Below are 17,377 nucleotides of genomic sequence, written 5' to 3'. Positions count from 1 at the left end.
CTTTAATTTTATTTTATAAGATACAACGCGTTTAAACAATCCAAAATTTCGGAAAATTATCCGTTTTTCTGAACTAAAAAACCGCCCTGCGCAGGAAGAGGTGTGTTTCTTTCTGCGCAGGGCGGTTCGTTTCGCGTTATCCCTGTTTGCCATTGGCCCGGGTCAGGGATTTGCCGGCGGCCGCTTTGATCCATTTCCAATGCCAGATCAGATGGAAGAGCAGGCCGGCCGCCATGATGTAGCCGCTGTAGGTATGAATGGCCGTAATGATTCCCTTGAGCGCGCGCCCGTTTCCATGTCCGGCAAAGAGGTGAAAGTCGAGGACGATGCCGGTGAGGATACAGATCAGTCCGCTGAGGAAGAGCAGGAGATCGAGATAGAAATTCTTTTTCATGCAACCCCTTCTTTCTTTGATGGAGGATTTTCGAAGGATGGGAAATACCGGTCAGGGTGATTTTTCTTTCATTATAACAAAAACCAATGAAAAATTCATGGCGGGCTGACTGCTGAGAAACGGGCCCTGTTTTCCCGGTCCTTGCCGCACTTCCGGCAGAAGTTCTGGTTGCTGCTTCCGGATGATCCTGATATAATGAATATACATTATGAAAGTATTTTTGTTACAAATGAAATGATTTTATTTCGTTTCGGAGGAACTTTGGATGATAAAAATGATTTTTTCGGATATGGACGGTACGCTGCTGGATGAGCAGGGACAGTTGCCGGACGGGTTTGATTCGGTGGCCCGCTGCCTGCGTGAACGAGGCGTGATGTTTGCGCCCTGTTCCGGGCGGCAATATTTCTCTCTGCTGGATACGTTCCGGGATTATCGGGAGGAATTTTTGTTTCTGGCGGAAAACGGTACGATGGTCAGGTACCGGGGAAAGGAGCTTTTTTCCAGCCCGATGGACCATGGTATGGGCATGCAGGTGATCCGCGCGCTGGAGGATGTGCCGCATGTGTATACGGCTTATTGCGGGAAAAAGAACGCCTATGTGCTGGAGTGCCAGTACGATGCGGTTTTCGCGGCAGAAATGCGAAAATATTATACGCATTGTACGACAGTCCAGGATTTTGAGGGAATCGATGATGAGATGATCAAGGCGTCGTTCTGGGATTCAACCGGACAGGCAGACCGCCGCATCTATGATCCGCTGCGCCGGTTTCGGGGGCCTCTTCAGGTTGCGTTGTCGAGCGACAGCTGGGTCGACGTCATGAATGCGGATATCAACAAGGGGGTGGCCGTGCGTCATGTGCAGCGCAGCCTTGGCGTGCGGCCGGAGGAATGCGCGGCGTTTGGTGATTATTTAAACGACGCGGAGCTGATGGAAGCGGTCGGGTACAGTTTTGCCATGGCCAATGCGCATCCCTCCATCAAGCGGCTGGCCCGCTATGAGACGGAAAGCAATGCGGAGCATGGCGTTTTGCGGGGAATCCGCCGCCTGATTGACGCCGGGCTTTGTGATCCTTGACGCAGAGAGCGGGGAACTCGGCGGATTTGTGCTATAATAATCTATATCTGTAAGCGTTGGTCTGCGGTTAAGGGGGAATGATCCGTGAAGATGGATTATCATATGCATTTTGAAAAGGGCTCCTATGATGAGGCGTGGGCGGAAGGTTTTTTTGAAGCGGCGCGGCGCAGAGGACTGTCGGAAATCGGCATTTCGGAACACTCGCATACCTTTCCGGAGTTCCGCGATCTTTATTACGAGGATCTGGTTCTGGATGATTCTTTCATTGGCGCCTTTCAGCAGAAATGGCTGCAGTCCAACAAATTCAAATATACATTGGATGAGTATTTCCGTTTTATGGAAAAGCTGCGCCGGAAGCATACCGTGCGCACCGGGATCGAGGTCTGCAATTTTCAGGATCAGAAGAAAGTCGGAGAGATTTTTCGTGCGTATGATTTTGACTATATCATTGGCTCGGTTCATTTTCTGCACGGCTGGGCGTATGATTCTTCCGAAATCAAGGCGGAGTGGGAACGCCATTCGCTGCAGGAAATCTACGAATGGTATACGGAGGAAGTGGAAAAGCTGGCGGATTCCGGACTGTATGATATTCTGGGACATCCCTTTAATATCCGTCTGTTCTGCTTCCTGCCGGATTTTGATGTGACGCCGTATCTGGAACGCGCCGTCAGGGCGCTGAAACGGGCGGACATGATCGTGGACGTGAACACAGGAACGCTCTACCGGTATCCGATTCGGGAGATTTCCCCTTATCCGGACTTCATGAAACTAGCGGCGAAATACGATCTGCCGGTCATTCTGAACTCGGATGCGCACCGGCCGGAAGATTGCGGTGCTTACCATGATGAGGCCGTGGAGTATGTCCGGAAATTTGGCTATACGACGACGCTGCAGCTCGTAAACCGTAAGAGAAACGTTATGGATTTGTCCTGACGAATAAATGAAACTTATCATAATTAAAATCTTCTAACATTTTCTTGACAAAGAGGATTTTTCTGCGATAAAATGAAAGTACAAAAAAAGTTTCTTCATACGTTTTGTTGCGCAATGCTTAATCTTTCGTGATGATATCCGATATACCTTGTAACAAAAAACAAAGGCAGTGAGCTGCCGGCATGTTTGTCAGAGAACAGGAGAATGCTGTGGATGGTTTAATCCATTTGTTTTTTGCAATCATCGTTTTTTGATACAAGGAGAGAGAATCATGAAGGTGCAGATTTATTCACAGTGGATGGAATGCGTATATATCCCCGTTCGTGTGAAGCAGTTTACGAAAGCGGCTAAGCTGATGGGCAAGAAGGATTTTCGGGCTTATGCCATGAGTCAGGACATGGTCGACCTGTCCCGTAAGGATCGCAAGTCTGATGAGCGTCAGGTAGTAGCAGATTGGCTCGACAGCCGTGTGAATGACAGCGTGACGGAAAGCGTTGCGTGACGGGGTTATGAGGAAAGCGCCCGCTGCACGAAGAAGTGCGGCGGGCGCTTTGTGTTATCCGATGCTGACGGGGCTGAGCCCCGTGTTTTCTTTCTGCGGGGATGGCAGCCGTCCCAAAGGATGCCGGTTGGATGGCACAGGAGGTCACGACAAAGGCGGCTTGATGGCAAGAGGGATTTCCTGTACTGCGCTGGCCATTTCCCTCATCTGTGCGGAGGTTTTTCCGCGCCAAATGTCTTGCACGGTTTGTGCATACGCCGCTTCGGAGAGCGGCTGTTTTTTTTGTGCAGAGACATAGCGGCGCAGGATGTCCATAAAGGGCTCATCGAGCGTAACCTGACGCTGTGCGAGCAGAATCTGCAGCGTAGTATCGACCAGATACAGGTGCAGGACGGGATCCTTCAGACTCTGCGGCGTCGGCAGAAACTCCGGCCGGACGCCGCAAAGCGAGATGGGCGCGTCCCCCCAGCCGTCTTTGAAAATGCCGTCCATCTGATAGAGAAAGAAAAGCAGACCGTCCTGTTCGTAGAGGGCGATCTCCATTTGGCCGGTGCGGAATGCCTCCCGGGCGATGATGTCGGTACGGGAAAGCTGCAGGATGAACATGCAGCCGTTGACGTCGATCTGAAACAATCCGCCGTCCTGCTGATGGCGGATTGGCAGAGGAAACGCTTCGCCGATTTGGAAATTGGTATAATCGCTCATGAAAAACTCCTTTATATTTTGCGTGGTTTTCCTATAAATATAGTGTAACATATTTGATCGGGGCTGTGCTATACTATGGTTCATAGAAGCAGGAATGGAGGGATGGCTATGAGCCTGAATGATACCCCGCGGGCCAATCGGCTCCATATCGGTTTGTATGGGCGGCGCAACAGCGGGAAGTCGACGCTGGTCAACGCTTTGACCGGTCAGCAGGTGGCGACGGTTTCTGCTGTGCCGGGGACGACGACGGACCCCGTATACAAGGCGATGGAGCTGCATGGAATCGGACCGGTGGTATTTATCGATACGGCCGGATTTGATGATGAGGGCGAGCTTGGTCTGCTGCGTGTTGATAAGACGGAGCGGGCAGCCCGGGAAACGGATCTGGCGCTGGTTCTTTTTCACGATGAGGATATGGCGGAGGAGCTGGACTGGGTTCATCGCTTTCGTCAGAGCGGAACGCCGGTGATCGCGGTGATCAGTCAGACGGATTTGTCGGCGGATGGAGGACGCAGTCTGGCTGAGCGCGTGGCAAAGGAAACTGGTCTGCGCCCTGTCCCCGTCAGTGCTGCGGAGAAATTCGGCCTCGATGCGCTGCGGTCGGAGATGATTCGTCAGCTTCCCGAGGACTTTGAGCAGCCGAGCATTACGCAAAACCTATGCCATGCCGGGGACACGGTTTTGCTGGTTATGCCGCAGGATATTCAGGCGCCGAAAGGACGGCTGATCCTGCCGCAGGTACAGACACTGCGGGAACTGCTGGATAAGAAGTGCCGCGCGGTCTGTTGTACGACCGATGAAATGGCGGCGGCGATTGCTTCGCTGAAAGAACCGCCGAATCTCATCATCACGGATTCGCAGGCCTTTCGCGAAGTCAGCCGGCAAAAGCCGGCCGAAAGCCGTCTGACCTCCTTTTCCGTGCTGTTTGCCGGCTATAAAGGCGATATCCGATACTACGCGGAATCCGCTGCCCGGCTGAGCAAGCTGAAGCCGGATGCGCATATTTTGATCGCCGAGGCATGTACGCATCGGCCTCTGACCGAGGATATCGGCCGCATCAAGCTGCCGCGTCTGCTGCGCAGCAAGTTGGGCGACGGGATTCGCATCGATGTGACGGCTGGACGCGATTTCCCGCAGGACCTTGCCGGAATCGATTTTGTCATTCATTGCGGCGCTTGTATGTTTAATCGCAAGTATGTGCTGAGCCGTGTAGCGCAGTGCCGGGAGCAGGGCGTTCCCATGTCGAATTACGGGATTGTGATCGCAGCGCTGCTGGGGATATTGGATGAAGTGGAATTGCCGGAGGATGATATAGGATGACAGCGCATCAGAAGCACAGAAGAGGCAGACAGCTTCTTGCAGCGGTACTGGCTATGGCCGTTCTGGCGCTGGCGGGTTCCGTCCCGGCGCAGGCCGAAGCGGATATCGAGCGGCAGGCTGCGGCGATTACGGCTTCGCTTTGCCTGCCGCAGATCCCGCAGGACAGGATTTACCGGGTTACGGATTACGGTGCGGTCCCCGATGACCGCCGGGATGACCGGCCGGCCTTTCAGCAGGCACTCGATCATGCCGCACAAAAGGGCGGGGTGGTTCTGGTACCGTCCGGACATTTTTATTTGGCCGGGCCGCTGACGCTTAGGAGTCATGTCGAACTGCGTCTGGACGATGGCGCGGTGCTGGATTTCAGCCACCGTCCGGATGATTATGCCGGGAAACTGGTATTGACGCGGTTCGAATGTACGGAATGTTATAATTATTCGCCCTTTCTCTATGTATACGGCGGTGAGGATATCGCCGTGACGGGGAGCGGCTCGCCGCAGCAGGGCGTGATTGACGGTCATGGAGACGCCTGGTGGCCATGGGTCGGTGCCGGGCTGTGGAAGGGCTCGTATCCCAACCAGCAGCAGGCCAGCAGTGAGTTGAAGGAGATGAGCAACGATGATGTGCCAGTGGAACAGCGTATTTTCGGCAGGGGACATTATTTGCGTCCGGTTCTGATTCAGCCGTATGCGAGCAAGAGAGTCCTTATCCGGGGAATCCGGGTCAAAAATTCGCCGATGTATCATATCAATCCGGTGCTTTGTGAGGATGTCATGGTAGATCATGTTGCGATCGAGGCATCCGGCCCGAATACGGACGGCGTGGATCCCGATGCCTGCCGAAACGTCTGGATCAAGGACAGCTTTTTCCAGACGGGAGATGACTGCATCGCCATCAAAGCCGGGCGGGATAACGACGGACGCCGCGTAGGGCGTCCGTCGCAGCGCATTGTTATTGAGCGCAATGTGTTCCGGGGCGGCCATGGCGGCGTGACCATGGGAAGTGAAATGGCCGGAGGAATCAGTCAGGTTTACAGTCTGCACAATGTGATGGACAGTCCGGATCTGCGCTGGGCTTACCGGTTGAAGACCAATTCCCGCCGCGGCGGCGGAGTCGAGGGATTCTGGGCGTTCGGCGATGAGATACGCCGTGTCAGCCGGGCGGTTCTGACGGTGGATATGGCATACGACGGCGGAGACATCGGCGAATATACGCCGGATATTCACGGACTGCATCTGGAAAATCTGACCGTGGATGCCTGCCGTACTCCATTGGCGGATATTCGGACCTATGCGCGCAATCCGGTGTATGATTTCACATGGAAGGATTGCGTGGTCCGCCGTGCGGGATCATCGGGCGGAAGGGTTTTCCGGCTGGAAGAGACGCCGGCGGAAAATATCCATCTGACGGGGATGCAGATCAACGGGAAAGCATGTGACGGCGCGGCGGATTTTTAAAGGTCTGCCGGTTGCCGTTCCCGGATAAATACGTTACAATGAAAAGGACGTCCATCGGTTTCAAATGACGAGGTGAACAATATGAATCGACACGTTTTTTTTCGAACGGGTTTTGTCCTTTTCTTGCTTATGGTGCTGCCCCTTTTGGGCGGGATGCCTGACCGGGCCGAAGCGGGCTGGTACTGGCTGAGCTCTGACGATCATTACAGCAAGTATTTTGATCCCGAATCCGTCGTGGTGACGAATCAGGTGGATACGGCGCGGGGACTGGTGCCGACGGAGATTCAAGTGTGGACGAAAACAGCCTACAGCTATGGCGGCGCGCAGGAAACGCTGCAAAATTACGGGCTGAATCGGAAAATCACCAATCCGGCTTCGCTGGCATATAGTACAGCGCAGCTTCTGATCCGTCCGCAGTACCGTACCGTCCGTTATTTACAGGAATCGTTTTATGATTCGGCCGGGAATGTCATCTGGTCCCGTTCTGACGGAACGGAGCGAGAAAAGGAGATCACGTCCCAGCAGTTTGATGAGGCGTTTTATGATGCTGCTGTCGATCAGGCCTTTCATCAGTCAGCGGAGACCGAGCGGGCCGCTGCCAAGGATCGCTGGACTACCATTTACGATGAAGCGTCGGCAGATGGAGTGAGGGTACATATTACCGCGGATACGACGACGATGCGTATGCGCGGAGACAATCTGGTGTATTGGGCCTGGCAGGAAACCAAGGATGCGAACGGCAAAGTCGTTGAAATCCAGTTCCTGAAAATGGCGGTGAATCTGCCGCAGGCTACCGCCAAGATCATCAGTGGAAAGTCATGGACAGCGCAGACGGGCTGGCAGTCGATGGACGAAAGTCTGGACGGTCAGTACCGGATGATCAGCAAGACCTCATCGGAATATAAGATGATCCGGGCTTTGCGCAGCTATGTGCAGGCCAATAGCAAATGGGTGAACCGCTACAGTCTGGAGTGAGCGGTACCAGCCTTCCCGCGCCTTTGTGCCGGGAAGGTTTTTTTGCGTGAAGATTTTGCGGCGCACGGAATCGCTTTGCATTGGTGATTTATGGTATAATAAAAACATTATCCCGCCGCGTCGGAGCTTGCCGCACTGCGGCCGACAGAGGAATATTGGAGGAAGTGGATTTATGCCGATAAAAATACCGAATGCGCTGCCGGCAGCGCATATTCTTGAAGGGGAGAACATCTTTGTGATGGATGCTGACCGGGCGTACAGTCAGGATATCCGTCCGCTGAAGATTTTGATTCTGAACCTGATGCCGATCAAGTATATCACGGAAACGCAGCTGCTGCGCCTGCTGGGAAACAGCCCGCTTCAGGTCGAAGTGGATTTTATCTATACGGAAACCTATACGCCGAGCCATACGCCGATGGATTATCTGGCGCAATTTTATGGAACGTTTGATGAGGTGCGCCACAAGAAATACGATGGCATGATTATCACCGGGGCTCCGGTGGAAAATATGGCGTTTGAAGAAGTGGCTTACTGGGATGAAGTGGCCGAAATCATGGAGTGGAGCAAGACTCATGTTTATTCGACGTTTCATATCTGCTGGGGGGCGCAGGCCGGCCTGTACTATCATTATGGGATTCCGAAATATCCGGTGTCCGAGAAGATATTCGGGGTGTTCCGGCATCATGTCTGTGTCGAGCATGAGCGCCTGCTGCGCGGCTTTGATGATGAATTTTATGTGCCGCATTCCCGCCATACGGAAGAGCATCGGGAAGATATTCTAAAAGTGCCGGAGCTTACGATTCTGGCGGAATCGGATTCCGAGGCCGGCCCTTATATCATTGCGAATCTGCCCCGGCGCCAGTTCTTTATCACCGGTCATGCGGAGTACGATCCGACGACGCTGAAACAGGAATATGACCGGGATAAGCAGGCCGGACTGAATCCGAAGATCCCGCAGAATTATTATCCGGATGATGATCCATCCCAGCCGCCGATCGTGCGCTGGCGAAGTGTGGCACATCTGCTCTTTGCCAACTGGCTGAACTATTATGTTTATCAGGAAACGCCGTATGAACTGGATACCTTGTACAAGGAGCCCGAGGACTGAAAACCGAATTTGTTCATCCCATTTTCATTTGCTGATGATAAAATGATAACGTTTAAATAAAAACGAGAAAGCAGTGCAGGAGGAATTCGTATATGAAGATGCGATGGGGCGCAGGGCTTCTGGCGGCAGTGGTGTTTTTTGCTGCTGCGCCGCAGACCGAAGCGGCAGAAGCGGTTCCGGAGGATATTTATCAGTGGGTGCAGTCGACTTCCAGACAAAATTATTACTTCAATAAGCAGCAGATTTATTATGATGTCGATGCGCAGAAACATATTAACCGGGATATTCTTCTGGTTCCGGTGCTCAAGACATACGACTCGATTCAGATTCAGGATGTGGTTTCCAAGCGGCGCTGGAAGATGGAATCGACGAGCGGTTACGGCGATCTGGTCGGAGCGGCGGAGTATTTGTGCTTTCATCTGAAGGAGCAGACGGTTCAGGTCACGAAGCATCAGGATCTGGACAGCGGCTGGGGGGTGCTCGATACGACGGAGCCCCAAAAACTGATCCGGATCGCAGACCTTTCCGAGAAGGATGTAGACGGTCGGTTTTACCGGGCCATCCTCCGCTATGCCGATGATCATGCGGAAGAGATCCTGACGCGGACGCAGAAGATGAAGGGAGCGGTTCTGGCCGAAAATACCGGCGGCAACGGCTCCTCTGCGCCGGCGAAAGGGCGGAAAGCGCATAAAAAGTCGTCGGCGGGGCATCGCTCTTCGGCGGCGCACTGACTGTCGGAAGGTATCGGATGAAAAGGGGAGAACCATGGGGGAATATCGGCAGGATCTTATTGACCGGGCCGCGCGGGATCATGTATTGAACGCGTCGGAAATCGAAAGCCTTCTGACCGATGACGAAGCGGAGAAAGCTCTGGCGGCGGCGGCGGATCGCGTCCGTCAGGAGTTTGTGGGCGACGGCGTGCATTTGCGCGGGCTGATCGAATTTTCCAATATCTGCCGCTGTCATTGTATGTACTGCGGGCTGCGGTGCGATAACAGCAAGATCGAGCGGTACCGGTTATCTCCGGATGAGATCGTGGAGCTGGCTGACAAGGCCCGGGGGTATGGTTATCATACCGTAGTCCTGCAGTCCGGTGAAGATTTGCAGTTTACCGCTCCGGTACTTTGCGGGATCATTCGGCGGATCAAGGCGATGGATCTGGCGGTGACGCTGTCTGTCGGCGAGCGTTCCTATGAAGAGTATCAGGCGTTCCGCGAGGCGGGGGCTGACCGGTACCTGCTTCGCATTGAAACAACGGATGCGGCGTTGTACGAGCGCTGGGACCCGGGGATGAGCCATGCGCGGCGAATACAATGTACGCTGGATTTAAAGAAACTGGGCTATGAGGTCGGCACGGGGACGCTGGTCGGCCTGCCGGGGCAGACTCCGGCGATGATCGCCCGGGATATTTTGTGGTATCAGCAGATTGATGCGGATATGGTCGGCATTGGCCCGCTGATCCCAAACGGCGATACGCCGCTGGGAAAAGCGGCGCCGGGCGACTGGCATTTGACGCGCCGGATGGTTTCGCTGCTGCGCCTGCTTCTGCCCGAGGCCAATATTCCCGCGACGACGGCGATGGAGACGATGGTTCCCCACGGCCGGGAGGTCATTTTGAATTCCGGTGCGAATGTGGTGATGCCTAATGTGACCGAGGGGGATTTTCGCCGGAAATATGCACTTTATCCCGGGAAGATTTGCGTAGCGGATACGCCCGCCGACTGCCGGGCCTGTATGGGCGGGCGCATTCGGGCTATGGGGCGTTTTGTGGCCGCGGACAAAGGGTTCCGGCATCATGGGCGGAGGAGGCAGGATGATGAGCGAGCAAAAGTATGCAACCATTGATATTGGCGGTACGGCGATCAAGTTCGGTTTGGCGGATGCGGATGGCCGCTTGCTGGAACGGGACTCCCGCCCGACACTGGCCAAAGAGGAGGGCGGCGAAGGGATTGTCCGCAAGGCAGTGGAGATTGTTCAGCAGTATCAGAAGCGGTATGCGCTGGGAGCTGTCGGGATCGATACGGCGGGCATCGTGCGTCCCGGCTTAGATGGCGAAATTGTCTTTGCCGGAGAGACCAGCTTTCCCGGCTACAGCGGCATTTTGCTGGGCCGCCGGGTCAGCGAAGCCTGCGGGATTCCCTGTGTGGTTGAAAATGATGTCAATGCGGCCGCTTTGGGCGAATATTGGCAGGGCGCGGCAAAGGGCGCGGAATCGGTTTTTGTCATGACCGTGGGAACCGGCATCGGCGGGTGTTTTCTCCTCCATGGCAAGGTATGGCATGGCGCCGGATTCAGCGCTGGTGAAGCGGGATTTATGCGCGTTCATGGTGAACATCGGCTGTTTGAGGAGACTGCGTCCACCCGGTCGATGATTCAGGAAGCCGCCGTGTCGCATAATGTTTCCCCGGCCGGACTGAAAGGAAGCACGGTCTTTGCCTGGGCGGAGGACGGCGATGCGGATGCGGTTCTGGCCATTGAACACATGATCGATAACCTTTCGGAGGGACTGGCCAATATCTGCTGTTTGTTAAATCCGGAAGTTATCGTGCTGGGCGGCGGCGTGATGGCGCAGGAGAAATACCTGCGTCCGCGGATTGTTCAGCGTATCGAAAAGCTGGTGGTTCCGGCCATGCGCTCGGGAACGCGCATCGAATTTGCTCGTCTGGGCAATGCGGCGGGGATGATTGGCAATCTGTACCACCTGCATAGTGCCGGCTTAATTCGTTGAGTATATCAACTATTTAACGGAAATTCAATCTGTTTATCAGGGGATTTTAATCTGCAGGGAATAATATAGCGGCAGGTAAGGAAAGATTTGTCGGGGTCCGATCAGATGCCCGGAAATGAGGGGGAGAACAATGAGGAATACAGGAAAAGCGTTCCGAATGATTATCGCCGTGCTTTCGCTGCTGATCTTTTCTATGACGACAGCGTTCGCATCGGGAGAAAAGGTAGACTGGAACAAAAACGTAATTCGCGCAACAGGCGGCGGCGTGGCTCCCGCCGGGGCGCGCAATGCTGCGCAGGCAAGAATGATGGCCCGGCGGGCCGCGATTGTCAACGCGTACCGGCAGCTGGCCGAATCCGCCGGAGGAGTAAACATCGATGCGGAAACGACGGTAGATATGGCTTCGGTGAGCAGTGATGTGGTCAAAACAAAGGTTCAGGCCGTGGTGCGCGGGGCGCGGATCGTTTCCGAAAAGGCGACGTCGGACGGCGGTTATGAGGTGACGGTAGAAGTACCGCTGTATGGCGTCTCCTCTCTGGCCGGCGCGGTTTTAGACCGGCCGGATTCGGTGCAGTCCTTTCCGGCTCCGGATGCTTCCGTTGCCCCGTCCTCGGTAAACGTAGAGGTTCGCGTAGACACGGGTGCTCCGGCAGTGAATCGTCCGGTGACGACAACCGGCTCGGCGGCCTCTTCGTCCGGGTCGTCTGCGGCGGAGACTCCGGCCGGCCGTGCTATCGGAGGATTTACCGGGCTGATTGTCGATTGCCGCGGATTTGGCTTAAAACCCGTTATGAGTCCGGTCATTAAAAATGAAATCGGACAGCCGATTTACGGCTATAAAAATCTGGATTATGATAAAGTTGTGGAAAACGGTATGGCGGGCTATGCCTACGATTGGAGCACGGCGGGACGTGCCGGTTCCCATCCGCTAGTCGTCCGGGCCATGGCGCTGGACAAACAGCACAGCAATCCGATTTTGTCGATGGCCGATGCCAACCGGGTTCTGATCGAAAATGGCGCAGCGCATTTCCTCGATGAGACGAAGGTCGTTTTCCTGCGCTGACGGAACGAACGATCAAAAGAGCGATATGTCTTGATGGAATACCCCTGAATTGGACGGTGAAACAAAAACGTCCGATTCAGGGGTATATTAGTGAAGAAGGCGATTTTGCCATCAATAGCCCTTCAGATGAGCGCTGTCATGCCATCATGACCGCTCTGGCATCGGTTATGTTCCATGAGCTGCAGAAATGATGGACAATAGGAAATATAGAGATTATCCTTTTAGTTTTTCCGAGCACTTGAGTATTTCATCGTAATGGGAAATCTTGTAGTCCAGCCGCTCCATGGTGGCTTGCAAGGCTTCCAGTTGCTCTTGCAGACGGGCACGCTGTTCAACCAGAATATCCTTGCGGGCTTCTTCAGTACCTTCTTGGAAAAACAGGGAAACGTAGTCGATGAGGGCTTCGACCTGTACTCCGGCGCCACGCATACATTTGGCAAATTCGATCCAGCCGCAGGAGGCCTCGTCAAAATCCCGGATGCCGTTTTCTTTGCGGGGGACATGCGGGATGAGCCCGATCCGTTCGTAATAGCGGATGGTGTCAGCGGATAAATCGTATTTTTCACTTACTTCTTTGATGGTCATTTTTCTCACCTCGTTGTGAAGAACGGTATATCAATGGCTCTAGTGTAGCATTTGGAGTCCCCTCCAAGTCAAGAAAAATTTACGAGGGTAATCTCCATTCCTCCGGGCAAAGGGGAAAAAGCCGTATACATTGTGCAAAAAATTACAGAGAAAAGGAGGGCTCTATTCTATAATACCAGATAGAAAGGATTTTTAAGGGGGAATGAGTGTGCAGCGCGATGCAGTGGTAAGGAAGGCTTATCGGCGGGTGGGGATTCGTGCTTCCCGTTATGATGGCATGATGACCAATAGCTCATTTTTGGGACGGATGGCATTGCGGCTCTTTTGGGGCTTGTCCGAAGCGAATTACCATAAATATATCACACAGGCTTTTCGCGGTATACCGGCAGGATTTGACGGAAAAATGCTTGAAGTGCCGGTGGGAACTGGCGCTCTGTCCCTGCCTGTCTATCGTGACCTGCCGGGCGCAGACATCACTTGTCTGGATTTTTCCGAAGAGATGCTGTCCAAAGCACGGGAAAGAGCTGCGGCTATGAATTTGTTCCGCCTGAAATTCTTAGCCGGGGATGTGGGACGCCTTCCCTTTGCGGATAATACCTTTGATTTAGTGTTGTCCATCAATGGATTCCACGCCTTTCCCGACAAGCCGGCTGCTTTTCGGGAAACCCGGAGAGTGCTGAAAAAAAACGGCATTTTGACCGGCTGCGTTTACATCAGCGGTCAAAATGCCGTAACGGATTGGTTTGTCAAGACGTTCTGCAGTTATCGCGGTTATTTTACCCCGCCTTTTGATACTCTGGACAGCCTGCAGGATAAACTGCGGCTGCTTTATCAAGAGGTACAGGTGACGAATATCGGTTCGTTTGCCTGCTTTACCTGTCAGAGATAGGGATGGGGATTCAGGCAAGCAGTTTGTAACGGCCGGCTTCTGTAACCAGCGAAAAAGAAGTGTTGGACAGCAGTCCTGCTACGAAACGATTTCGAAGGCTGTCGTAATACTCCGGCTTGCCGCCTGCCTTTGTCCAATACATACTGTGGACATCGGAACGCCGCTCCCAGGTGAAGGAATCCTCATGTTTATCCGTCACGATGTTGACACCGTCGCAGGGCATGCCGTCCAGCGTGCAGCTGTCGATGAGTTTATAGCACTCCTGCGCGGTCAGATTCGTTCCCGTATTTTTTTCTGCGCCAAACTGGAACAGAATATCCTTCATCGTATCCAGACGGTCTTCATGCTGTGTCAGCAGTTTTGTCGCCAAAGCTGCATAGCGGGTTTCAACCTGTTCAATGCGTGCGGATAACCAGCCGTGAATATTGGATTCGTCAATCAGTTCATCTAATGGACGGGTTTCCGTGTTTATATATGCTGCCGCTTCCTCAGCGGTCAGCCAGCCATTTCTTTCCGCGGCAGCTGCCAGCCGGCGGATAATCTCCTCCTGTACCTGAATTTTATCATACATCCAAAAGTGTATCGGTCCTAAAAACGCGCTCATAGCCATTCCTCCTCGTTGTTTATCTGGCTTCATGCTAACAAGATTGTCATAGCTATGCAGTAATAAATATCACAATTGCCGAAATGGCACGGGCTGGAACGGTTCGCACTTTTTCTTTTTATAGCAAACTCAACGCACAAACGTTCACTTCGTGGACATTGTGCGCCCGCCCTTACAGTAAATCCAACCAATCGCGCTGCGCCTGCGGCTTGCGTTCTTGGGGATTTACATAGTAAAAAATTCTCGAAGGGGGTATTGACTTAGAGTCCGCTCCAAGGTATAGACTTACAGACATCAGCTGAACGAAAGATGTTTGTAAGATATAGCGAAGGAGTAAATTCATGTATTTAGAGAAAGTCAATGGTCCTCAGGACATCAAAGGTTTTTCCCCGGAGCAGCGTAAGGTACTGGCCCGTGAAATGCGGGAGGCTATGTTGAAGCGGGCCAGTATTCACGGCGGCCACTTCGGGCCGGATTTTGGTATTGTGGACAAAATCATAGCAGAATTGATACAAGCATACGGAAAGAGAAATCCCTCGAAACCCTATAAAATAAGGGCTTCGAGGGATTTTTGTATTGTGAGGCAGAGGATTATAGGCTAGGAGCGGCTAATGCATGCCGGAATTTAGAGTTTGCGGCTTGGAGGGGTTGCATGGCTGAAAATGCTCCGTTTGTAGTGTGCAGGTACGCAGTAGAGGGGTGTTTGCATGGTATGCAATATAGGTGCAAAAGCAGGAATTATACCATCAGTGACGAAATGTCATAGTGAAAAGTAGTGGTAACAATAACAAAAAATCTGTAAGGAGTGGTTGACATTATAAACTGTAAAGTTTATAATTGAACACCTAAGTTTTAATATTGAAAGGAGTACCATGATGACAATCTCCGAACAGATTAAAGTTCTGTGCGTCAGAAATAATATTAGTGTGTCAGAACTAGCTCGGCGTCTCGGAACAACCCCTCAGAACTTTAATGGAAAAATGCGCAGGGAGTCCTTCTCTGTTGTTGATATGGAACGTATTGCAGAAGTTACAGGAACAACCTTTAAAAGGGAGTTCGTTCTGAGGAATGGGGAGACTGTATGATGAGTTACAAGAAATACTATGATAATCGGGATGTGATTTCCCTGTTTTCCGGTGCAATGGGGCTCGATATTGGATTGCAGGAGGCCGGTCTTAATGTGGCCATAGGCCAGGATTTTGAACCTGCCTGCGTAAAAACCATGAAGGCCAATGGGCATAACGTGCTCGGTGGCGATATTCGGGAAATCAAGCCGGAGACGCTTTTGGAAATGACTGGCTTGAAGGTCGGGGAACCATTTATGATATGCGGCGGCCCGCCCTGCCAGCCTTTCTCTACGGCAGGAAAAAGACTGGGTATCAATGACCCTCGTGGCAGCTTATTCATGGACTTTATCCGCATGATTGACTACATAAAGCCACGCTTCTTTATTATGGAGAATGTAAAGGGCATTGTTTCGGCCCCTTTGAAACATGTACCTGCGGATGAACGTGATGGCAATGATCCGGAACAGCAGCTGGGAACAGTGCTGGATGTCATTCTTTCCGAATTCAACAAGCTGGGCTATAAAACCGTATATGGCATACTGGATGCCGTGAATTATGGTGTCCCCCAATTTCGGGAGCGGTTCATCCTGATTGGCAGCAGAGATAACGAAGACGTATTCCTGCCGGTTCCTACTCACTTCCAAATGCACCAAGACCCAAATTATCGTTGGAAAACTGTCGGCGAGGCTATAAAGGATTTGGAAGATGAAGATGGCGAATGTGGAAAACTGACGCCGGAACGCAAGAAGTATCTGCGCATGGTTCCCGAGGGCGGTAACTGGAAGGATTTACCTAAGGATATTATTCCGGTGGCTATGGGCGGTGCCTATGAATCCGGTGGCGGAAAAGTGGGTTTCTATCGCAGATTGAGCTACGCCCAGCCGTCGCCGACCATAACCACAGCCCCAGCCCAAAAGGCTACCATGTTATGCCATCCAGTAAAAGACAGGCCGTTAAGCGTCCATGAATATGCGAGACTCCAGCAGTTCCCCGAGGGATGGATTTTCACAGGCACGACTGCGGCCAAGTACAAGCAGATAGGAAATGCCGTCCCCGTGGGACTGGCCAAGGCTATTGGTGAAGCCGTCATTGCCGTGGCGGACAAAAATGCTGTTGTGGAAACGAAGCGTTTCCGAGGGACAAGTATCCATAACAGAATTCGCAATGCCCTTGAGCTGGGCACCTATTCCGGAAAAATTGCAGCAGCTATGCTATAACGGGAGTGAAAGATATGGCGATTGGAAAAGAATATCATGAGGATGAAGTCGTAAAAGCTATTGCAAAGGCTATGGAAGACTTTTATGGCACCCTGATTGAAAAGATAGACGGACTGGATATTGTGAAAATCATGAAGCGGAAGAATCCATACCTCTATCGGGCCAAGGCGATGGAAAACGCATCGGAAATCGTGGAAAATGTACTTAGTGCCTTTGTTACATCCAGCGAAGAAACTATCTTCGGCAACTGCTTCTTTGAGCCGCTGGCCATTGCTGCCAGTGGCGGGAACAAGGCTTTGGCCGAGGGGATTGATATAATGGTTCAGGATAACGCCACCAATACGATTTATGCCGTGGCAGTAAAGAGCGGTCCAGCTGTTTTCAACGCAGACAGCAAGAAACGCCAAGAGCAGAATTTTACGGCAGCATCTAAACTGGCTCAGCAGGCAAAGGCCAGGTATGAGGCAATTATCGGCTATGGCTATGGCAAAAAGAAAGTAACGGGTCGTGGAAAGCCGAAAATGTACAGGGAAATTGCAGGCAAGCAGTTTTGGGCTGAACTTACCGGCGAGGAAGACTTCTATCTGAAAATCATCCAGTTCATGGGGGATTTGCCGGAACAGTATGTGGCCTCCTACAAGGAAAGTTACAACAAAGCATTCAATCGGCTGGTCAGAGAGTTTTCCATCAAGTTCTGCAAGGAAGACGGCAGTATTGACTGGGAGAGTTTGGTTGAGTTCAATTCTGGCGATTAA

General features: G+C 52.6%; 19 protein-coding genes and 1 pseudogene. 16 read left to right on the top strand and 4 right to left on the bottom strand.

The window, feature by feature from the left end; genetic code table 11:
* Positions 1-136: 136 nt before the first annotated feature.
* Positions 137-394, bottom strand: coding sequence for a DUF4405 domain-containing protein (locus FYJ78_RS00805; RefSeq protein ID WP_154619499.1), 258 nt, complete (start codon positions 392-394; stop codon positions 137-139).
* Positions 395-659: 265 nt separating this feature from the next.
* On the opposite strand from FYJ78_RS00805, the gene FYJ78_RS00800 reads away from it, so the two are divergent.
* The 3 genes from FYJ78_RS00800 to FYJ78_RS00790 all read left to right on the top strand — a co-directional run bounded on the left by FYJ78_RS00800 (position 660) and on the right by FYJ78_RS00790 (position 2,904).
* Positions 660-1,469: an HAD family hydrolase gene (locus tag FYJ78_RS00800; protein ID WP_154619498.1), complete on the top strand. Its 810-nt coding sequence runs from the start codon at positions 660-662 to the stop codon at positions 1,467-1,469.
* Positions 1,470-1,553: 84 nt separating this feature from the next.
* The gene (locus FYJ78_RS00795; protein WP_328597596.1) at positions 1,554-2,402 is read left to right on the top strand and encodes a histidinol-phosphatase; all 849 of its coding nucleotides are present in this window, start codon (positions 1,554-1,556) and stop codon (positions 2,400-2,402) included.
* A gap of 271 nt (positions 2,403-2,673) precedes the next feature.
* A complete protein-coding gene (locus FYJ78_RS00790; protein ID WP_154619497.1) occupies positions 2,674-2,904 on the top strand; it encodes a hypothetical protein in 231 nt (76 codons plus the stop codon).
* 144 nt (positions 2,905-3,048) lie between these two features.
* Here FYJ78_RS00790 and FYJ78_RS00785 read toward each other — a convergent pair whose 3' ends face one another.
* Positions 3,049-3,609 (bottom strand): hypothetical protein, encoded by a 561-nt coding sequence (locus FYJ78_RS00785; RefSeq protein ID WP_154619496.1) that lies wholly within the window; start codon positions 3,607-3,609, stop codon positions 3,049-3,051.
* Positions 3,610-3,717: 108 nt separating this feature from the next.
* Here FYJ78_RS00785 and hydF point away from each other — a divergent pair, with 108 nt between their 5' ends.
* From hydF to FYJ78_RS13060, 9 genes are all read left to right on the top strand, one after another.
* A complete protein-coding gene (gene hydF / locus FYJ78_RS00780; RefSeq protein ID WP_154619495.1) occupies positions 3,718-4,929 on the top strand; it encodes a [FeFe] hydrogenase H-cluster maturation GTPase HydF in 1,212 nt (403 codons plus the stop codon).
* On the top strand, positions 4,926-6,386 hold the full coding sequence (locus FYJ78_RS00775; RefSeq protein WP_154619494.1) for a glycoside hydrolase family 28 protein: 1,461 nt from the start codon (positions 4,926-4,928) through the stop codon (positions 6,384-6,386). Before hydF ends, FYJ78_RS00775 begins: the two co-directional genes overlap by 4 nt.
* Positions 6,387-6,467: 81 nt before the next feature.
* Positions 6,468-7,361, top strand: coding sequence for a hypothetical protein (locus tag FYJ78_RS00770; protein ID WP_235899740.1), 894 nt, complete (start codon positions 6,468-6,470; stop codon positions 7,359-7,361).
* A 172-nt stretch (positions 7,362-7,533) separates the two neighbouring features.
* A complete protein-coding gene (metA, locus tag FYJ78_RS00765; RefSeq protein WP_154619493.1) occupies positions 7,534-8,469 on the top strand; it encodes a homoserine O-acetyltransferase MetA in 936 nt (311 codons plus the stop codon).
* Between the two features lie 92 nt (positions 8,470-8,561).
* Positions 8,562-9,200: a hypothetical protein gene (locus FYJ78_RS00760; RefSeq protein ID WP_154619492.1), complete on the top strand. Its 639-nt coding sequence runs from the start codon at positions 8,562-8,564 to the stop codon at positions 9,198-9,200.
* 34 nt (positions 9,201-9,234) lie between these two features.
* Positions 9,235-10,314, top strand: coding sequence for a [FeFe] hydrogenase H-cluster radical SAM maturase HydE (gene hydE / locus FYJ78_RS00755; RefSeq protein ID WP_154619491.1), 1,080 nt, complete (start codon positions 9,235-9,237; stop codon positions 10,312-10,314).
* Positions 10,286-11,197, top strand: coding sequence for an ROK family protein (locus FYJ78_RS00750; RefSeq protein ID WP_195847817.1), 912 nt, complete (start codon positions 10,286-10,288; stop codon positions 11,195-11,197). The genes hydE and FYJ78_RS00750 overlap by 29 nt, the downstream gene beginning before the upstream one ends.
* A gap of 130 nt (positions 11,198-11,327) precedes the next feature.
* Positions 11,328-12,260 (top strand): LPP20 family lipoprotein, encoded by a 933-nt coding sequence (locus tag FYJ78_RS00745; protein WP_154619489.1) that lies wholly within the window; start codon positions 11,328-11,330, stop codon positions 12,258-12,260.
* Between the two features lie 56 nt (positions 12,261-12,316).
* Positions 12,317-12,451 carry a hypothetical protein gene (locus FYJ78_RS13060; RefSeq protein ID WP_268878410.1) on the top strand — a complete coding sequence of 45 codons (135 nt, stop codon included), beginning with the start codon at positions 12,317-12,319 and terminating at the stop codon, positions 12,449-12,451.
* 22 nt (positions 12,452-12,473) lie between these two features.
* Here FYJ78_RS13060 and FYJ78_RS00740 read toward each other — a convergent pair whose 3' ends face one another.
* A complete protein-coding gene (locus FYJ78_RS00740; RefSeq protein WP_154619488.1) occupies positions 12,474-12,845 on the bottom strand; it encodes a MerR family transcriptional regulator in 372 nt (123 codons plus the stop codon).
* A gap of 208 nt (positions 12,846-13,053) precedes the next feature.
* Here FYJ78_RS00740 and FYJ78_RS00735 point away from each other — a divergent pair, with 208 nt between their 5' ends.
* Positions 13,054-13,734 carry a class I SAM-dependent methyltransferase gene (locus FYJ78_RS00735; protein ID WP_408014400.1) on the top strand — a complete coding sequence of 227 codons (681 nt, stop codon included), beginning with the start codon at positions 13,054-13,056 and terminating at the stop codon, positions 13,732-13,734.
* Between the two features lie 10 nt (positions 13,735-13,744).
* On the opposite strand, the gene FYJ78_RS00730 is transcribed toward FYJ78_RS00735, so the two are convergent.
* A complete protein-coding gene (locus tag FYJ78_RS00730) occupies positions 13,745-14,338 on the bottom strand; it encodes a hypothetical protein (RefSeq protein ID WP_154619486.1) in 594 nt (197 codons plus the stop codon).
* A 341-nt stretch (positions 14,339-14,679) separates the two neighbouring features.
* On the opposite strand from FYJ78_RS00730, the pseudogene FYJ78_RS13150 reads away from it, so the two are divergent.
* From FYJ78_RS13150 to FYJ78_RS00715, 3 genes and pseudogenes are all read left to right on the top strand, one after another.
* Positions 14,680-14,841 (top strand): annotated as a pseudogene (locus FYJ78_RS13150) (1-deoxy-D-xylulose-5-phosphate synthase N-terminal domain-containing protein); the annotation flags it as partial.
* Positions 14,842-15,422: 581 nt separating this feature from the next.
* Positions 15,423-16,622: a DNA cytosine methyltransferase gene (locus tag FYJ78_RS00720; protein ID WP_154619635.1), complete on the top strand. Its 1,200-nt coding sequence runs from the start codon at positions 15,423-15,425 to the stop codon at positions 16,620-16,622.
* A gap of 14 nt (positions 16,623-16,636) precedes the next feature.
* Entirely contained in the window at positions 16,637-17,377 is a 741-nt protein-coding gene (locus FYJ78_RS00715; protein WP_154619484.1) for a PmeII family type II restriction endonuclease, read from the top strand.

Source organism: Wylensekiella montiformis (assembly GCF_009697385.1).
Classification (GTDB): Bacteria; Bacillota; Negativicutes; order Selenomonadales; family Selenomonadaceae; genus Selenomonas_A; species Selenomonas_A montiformis.
The sequence above is the reverse complement of the archived record's forward strand: the minus strand, read 5'-3'. Positions and strand labels throughout refer to the sequence as shown.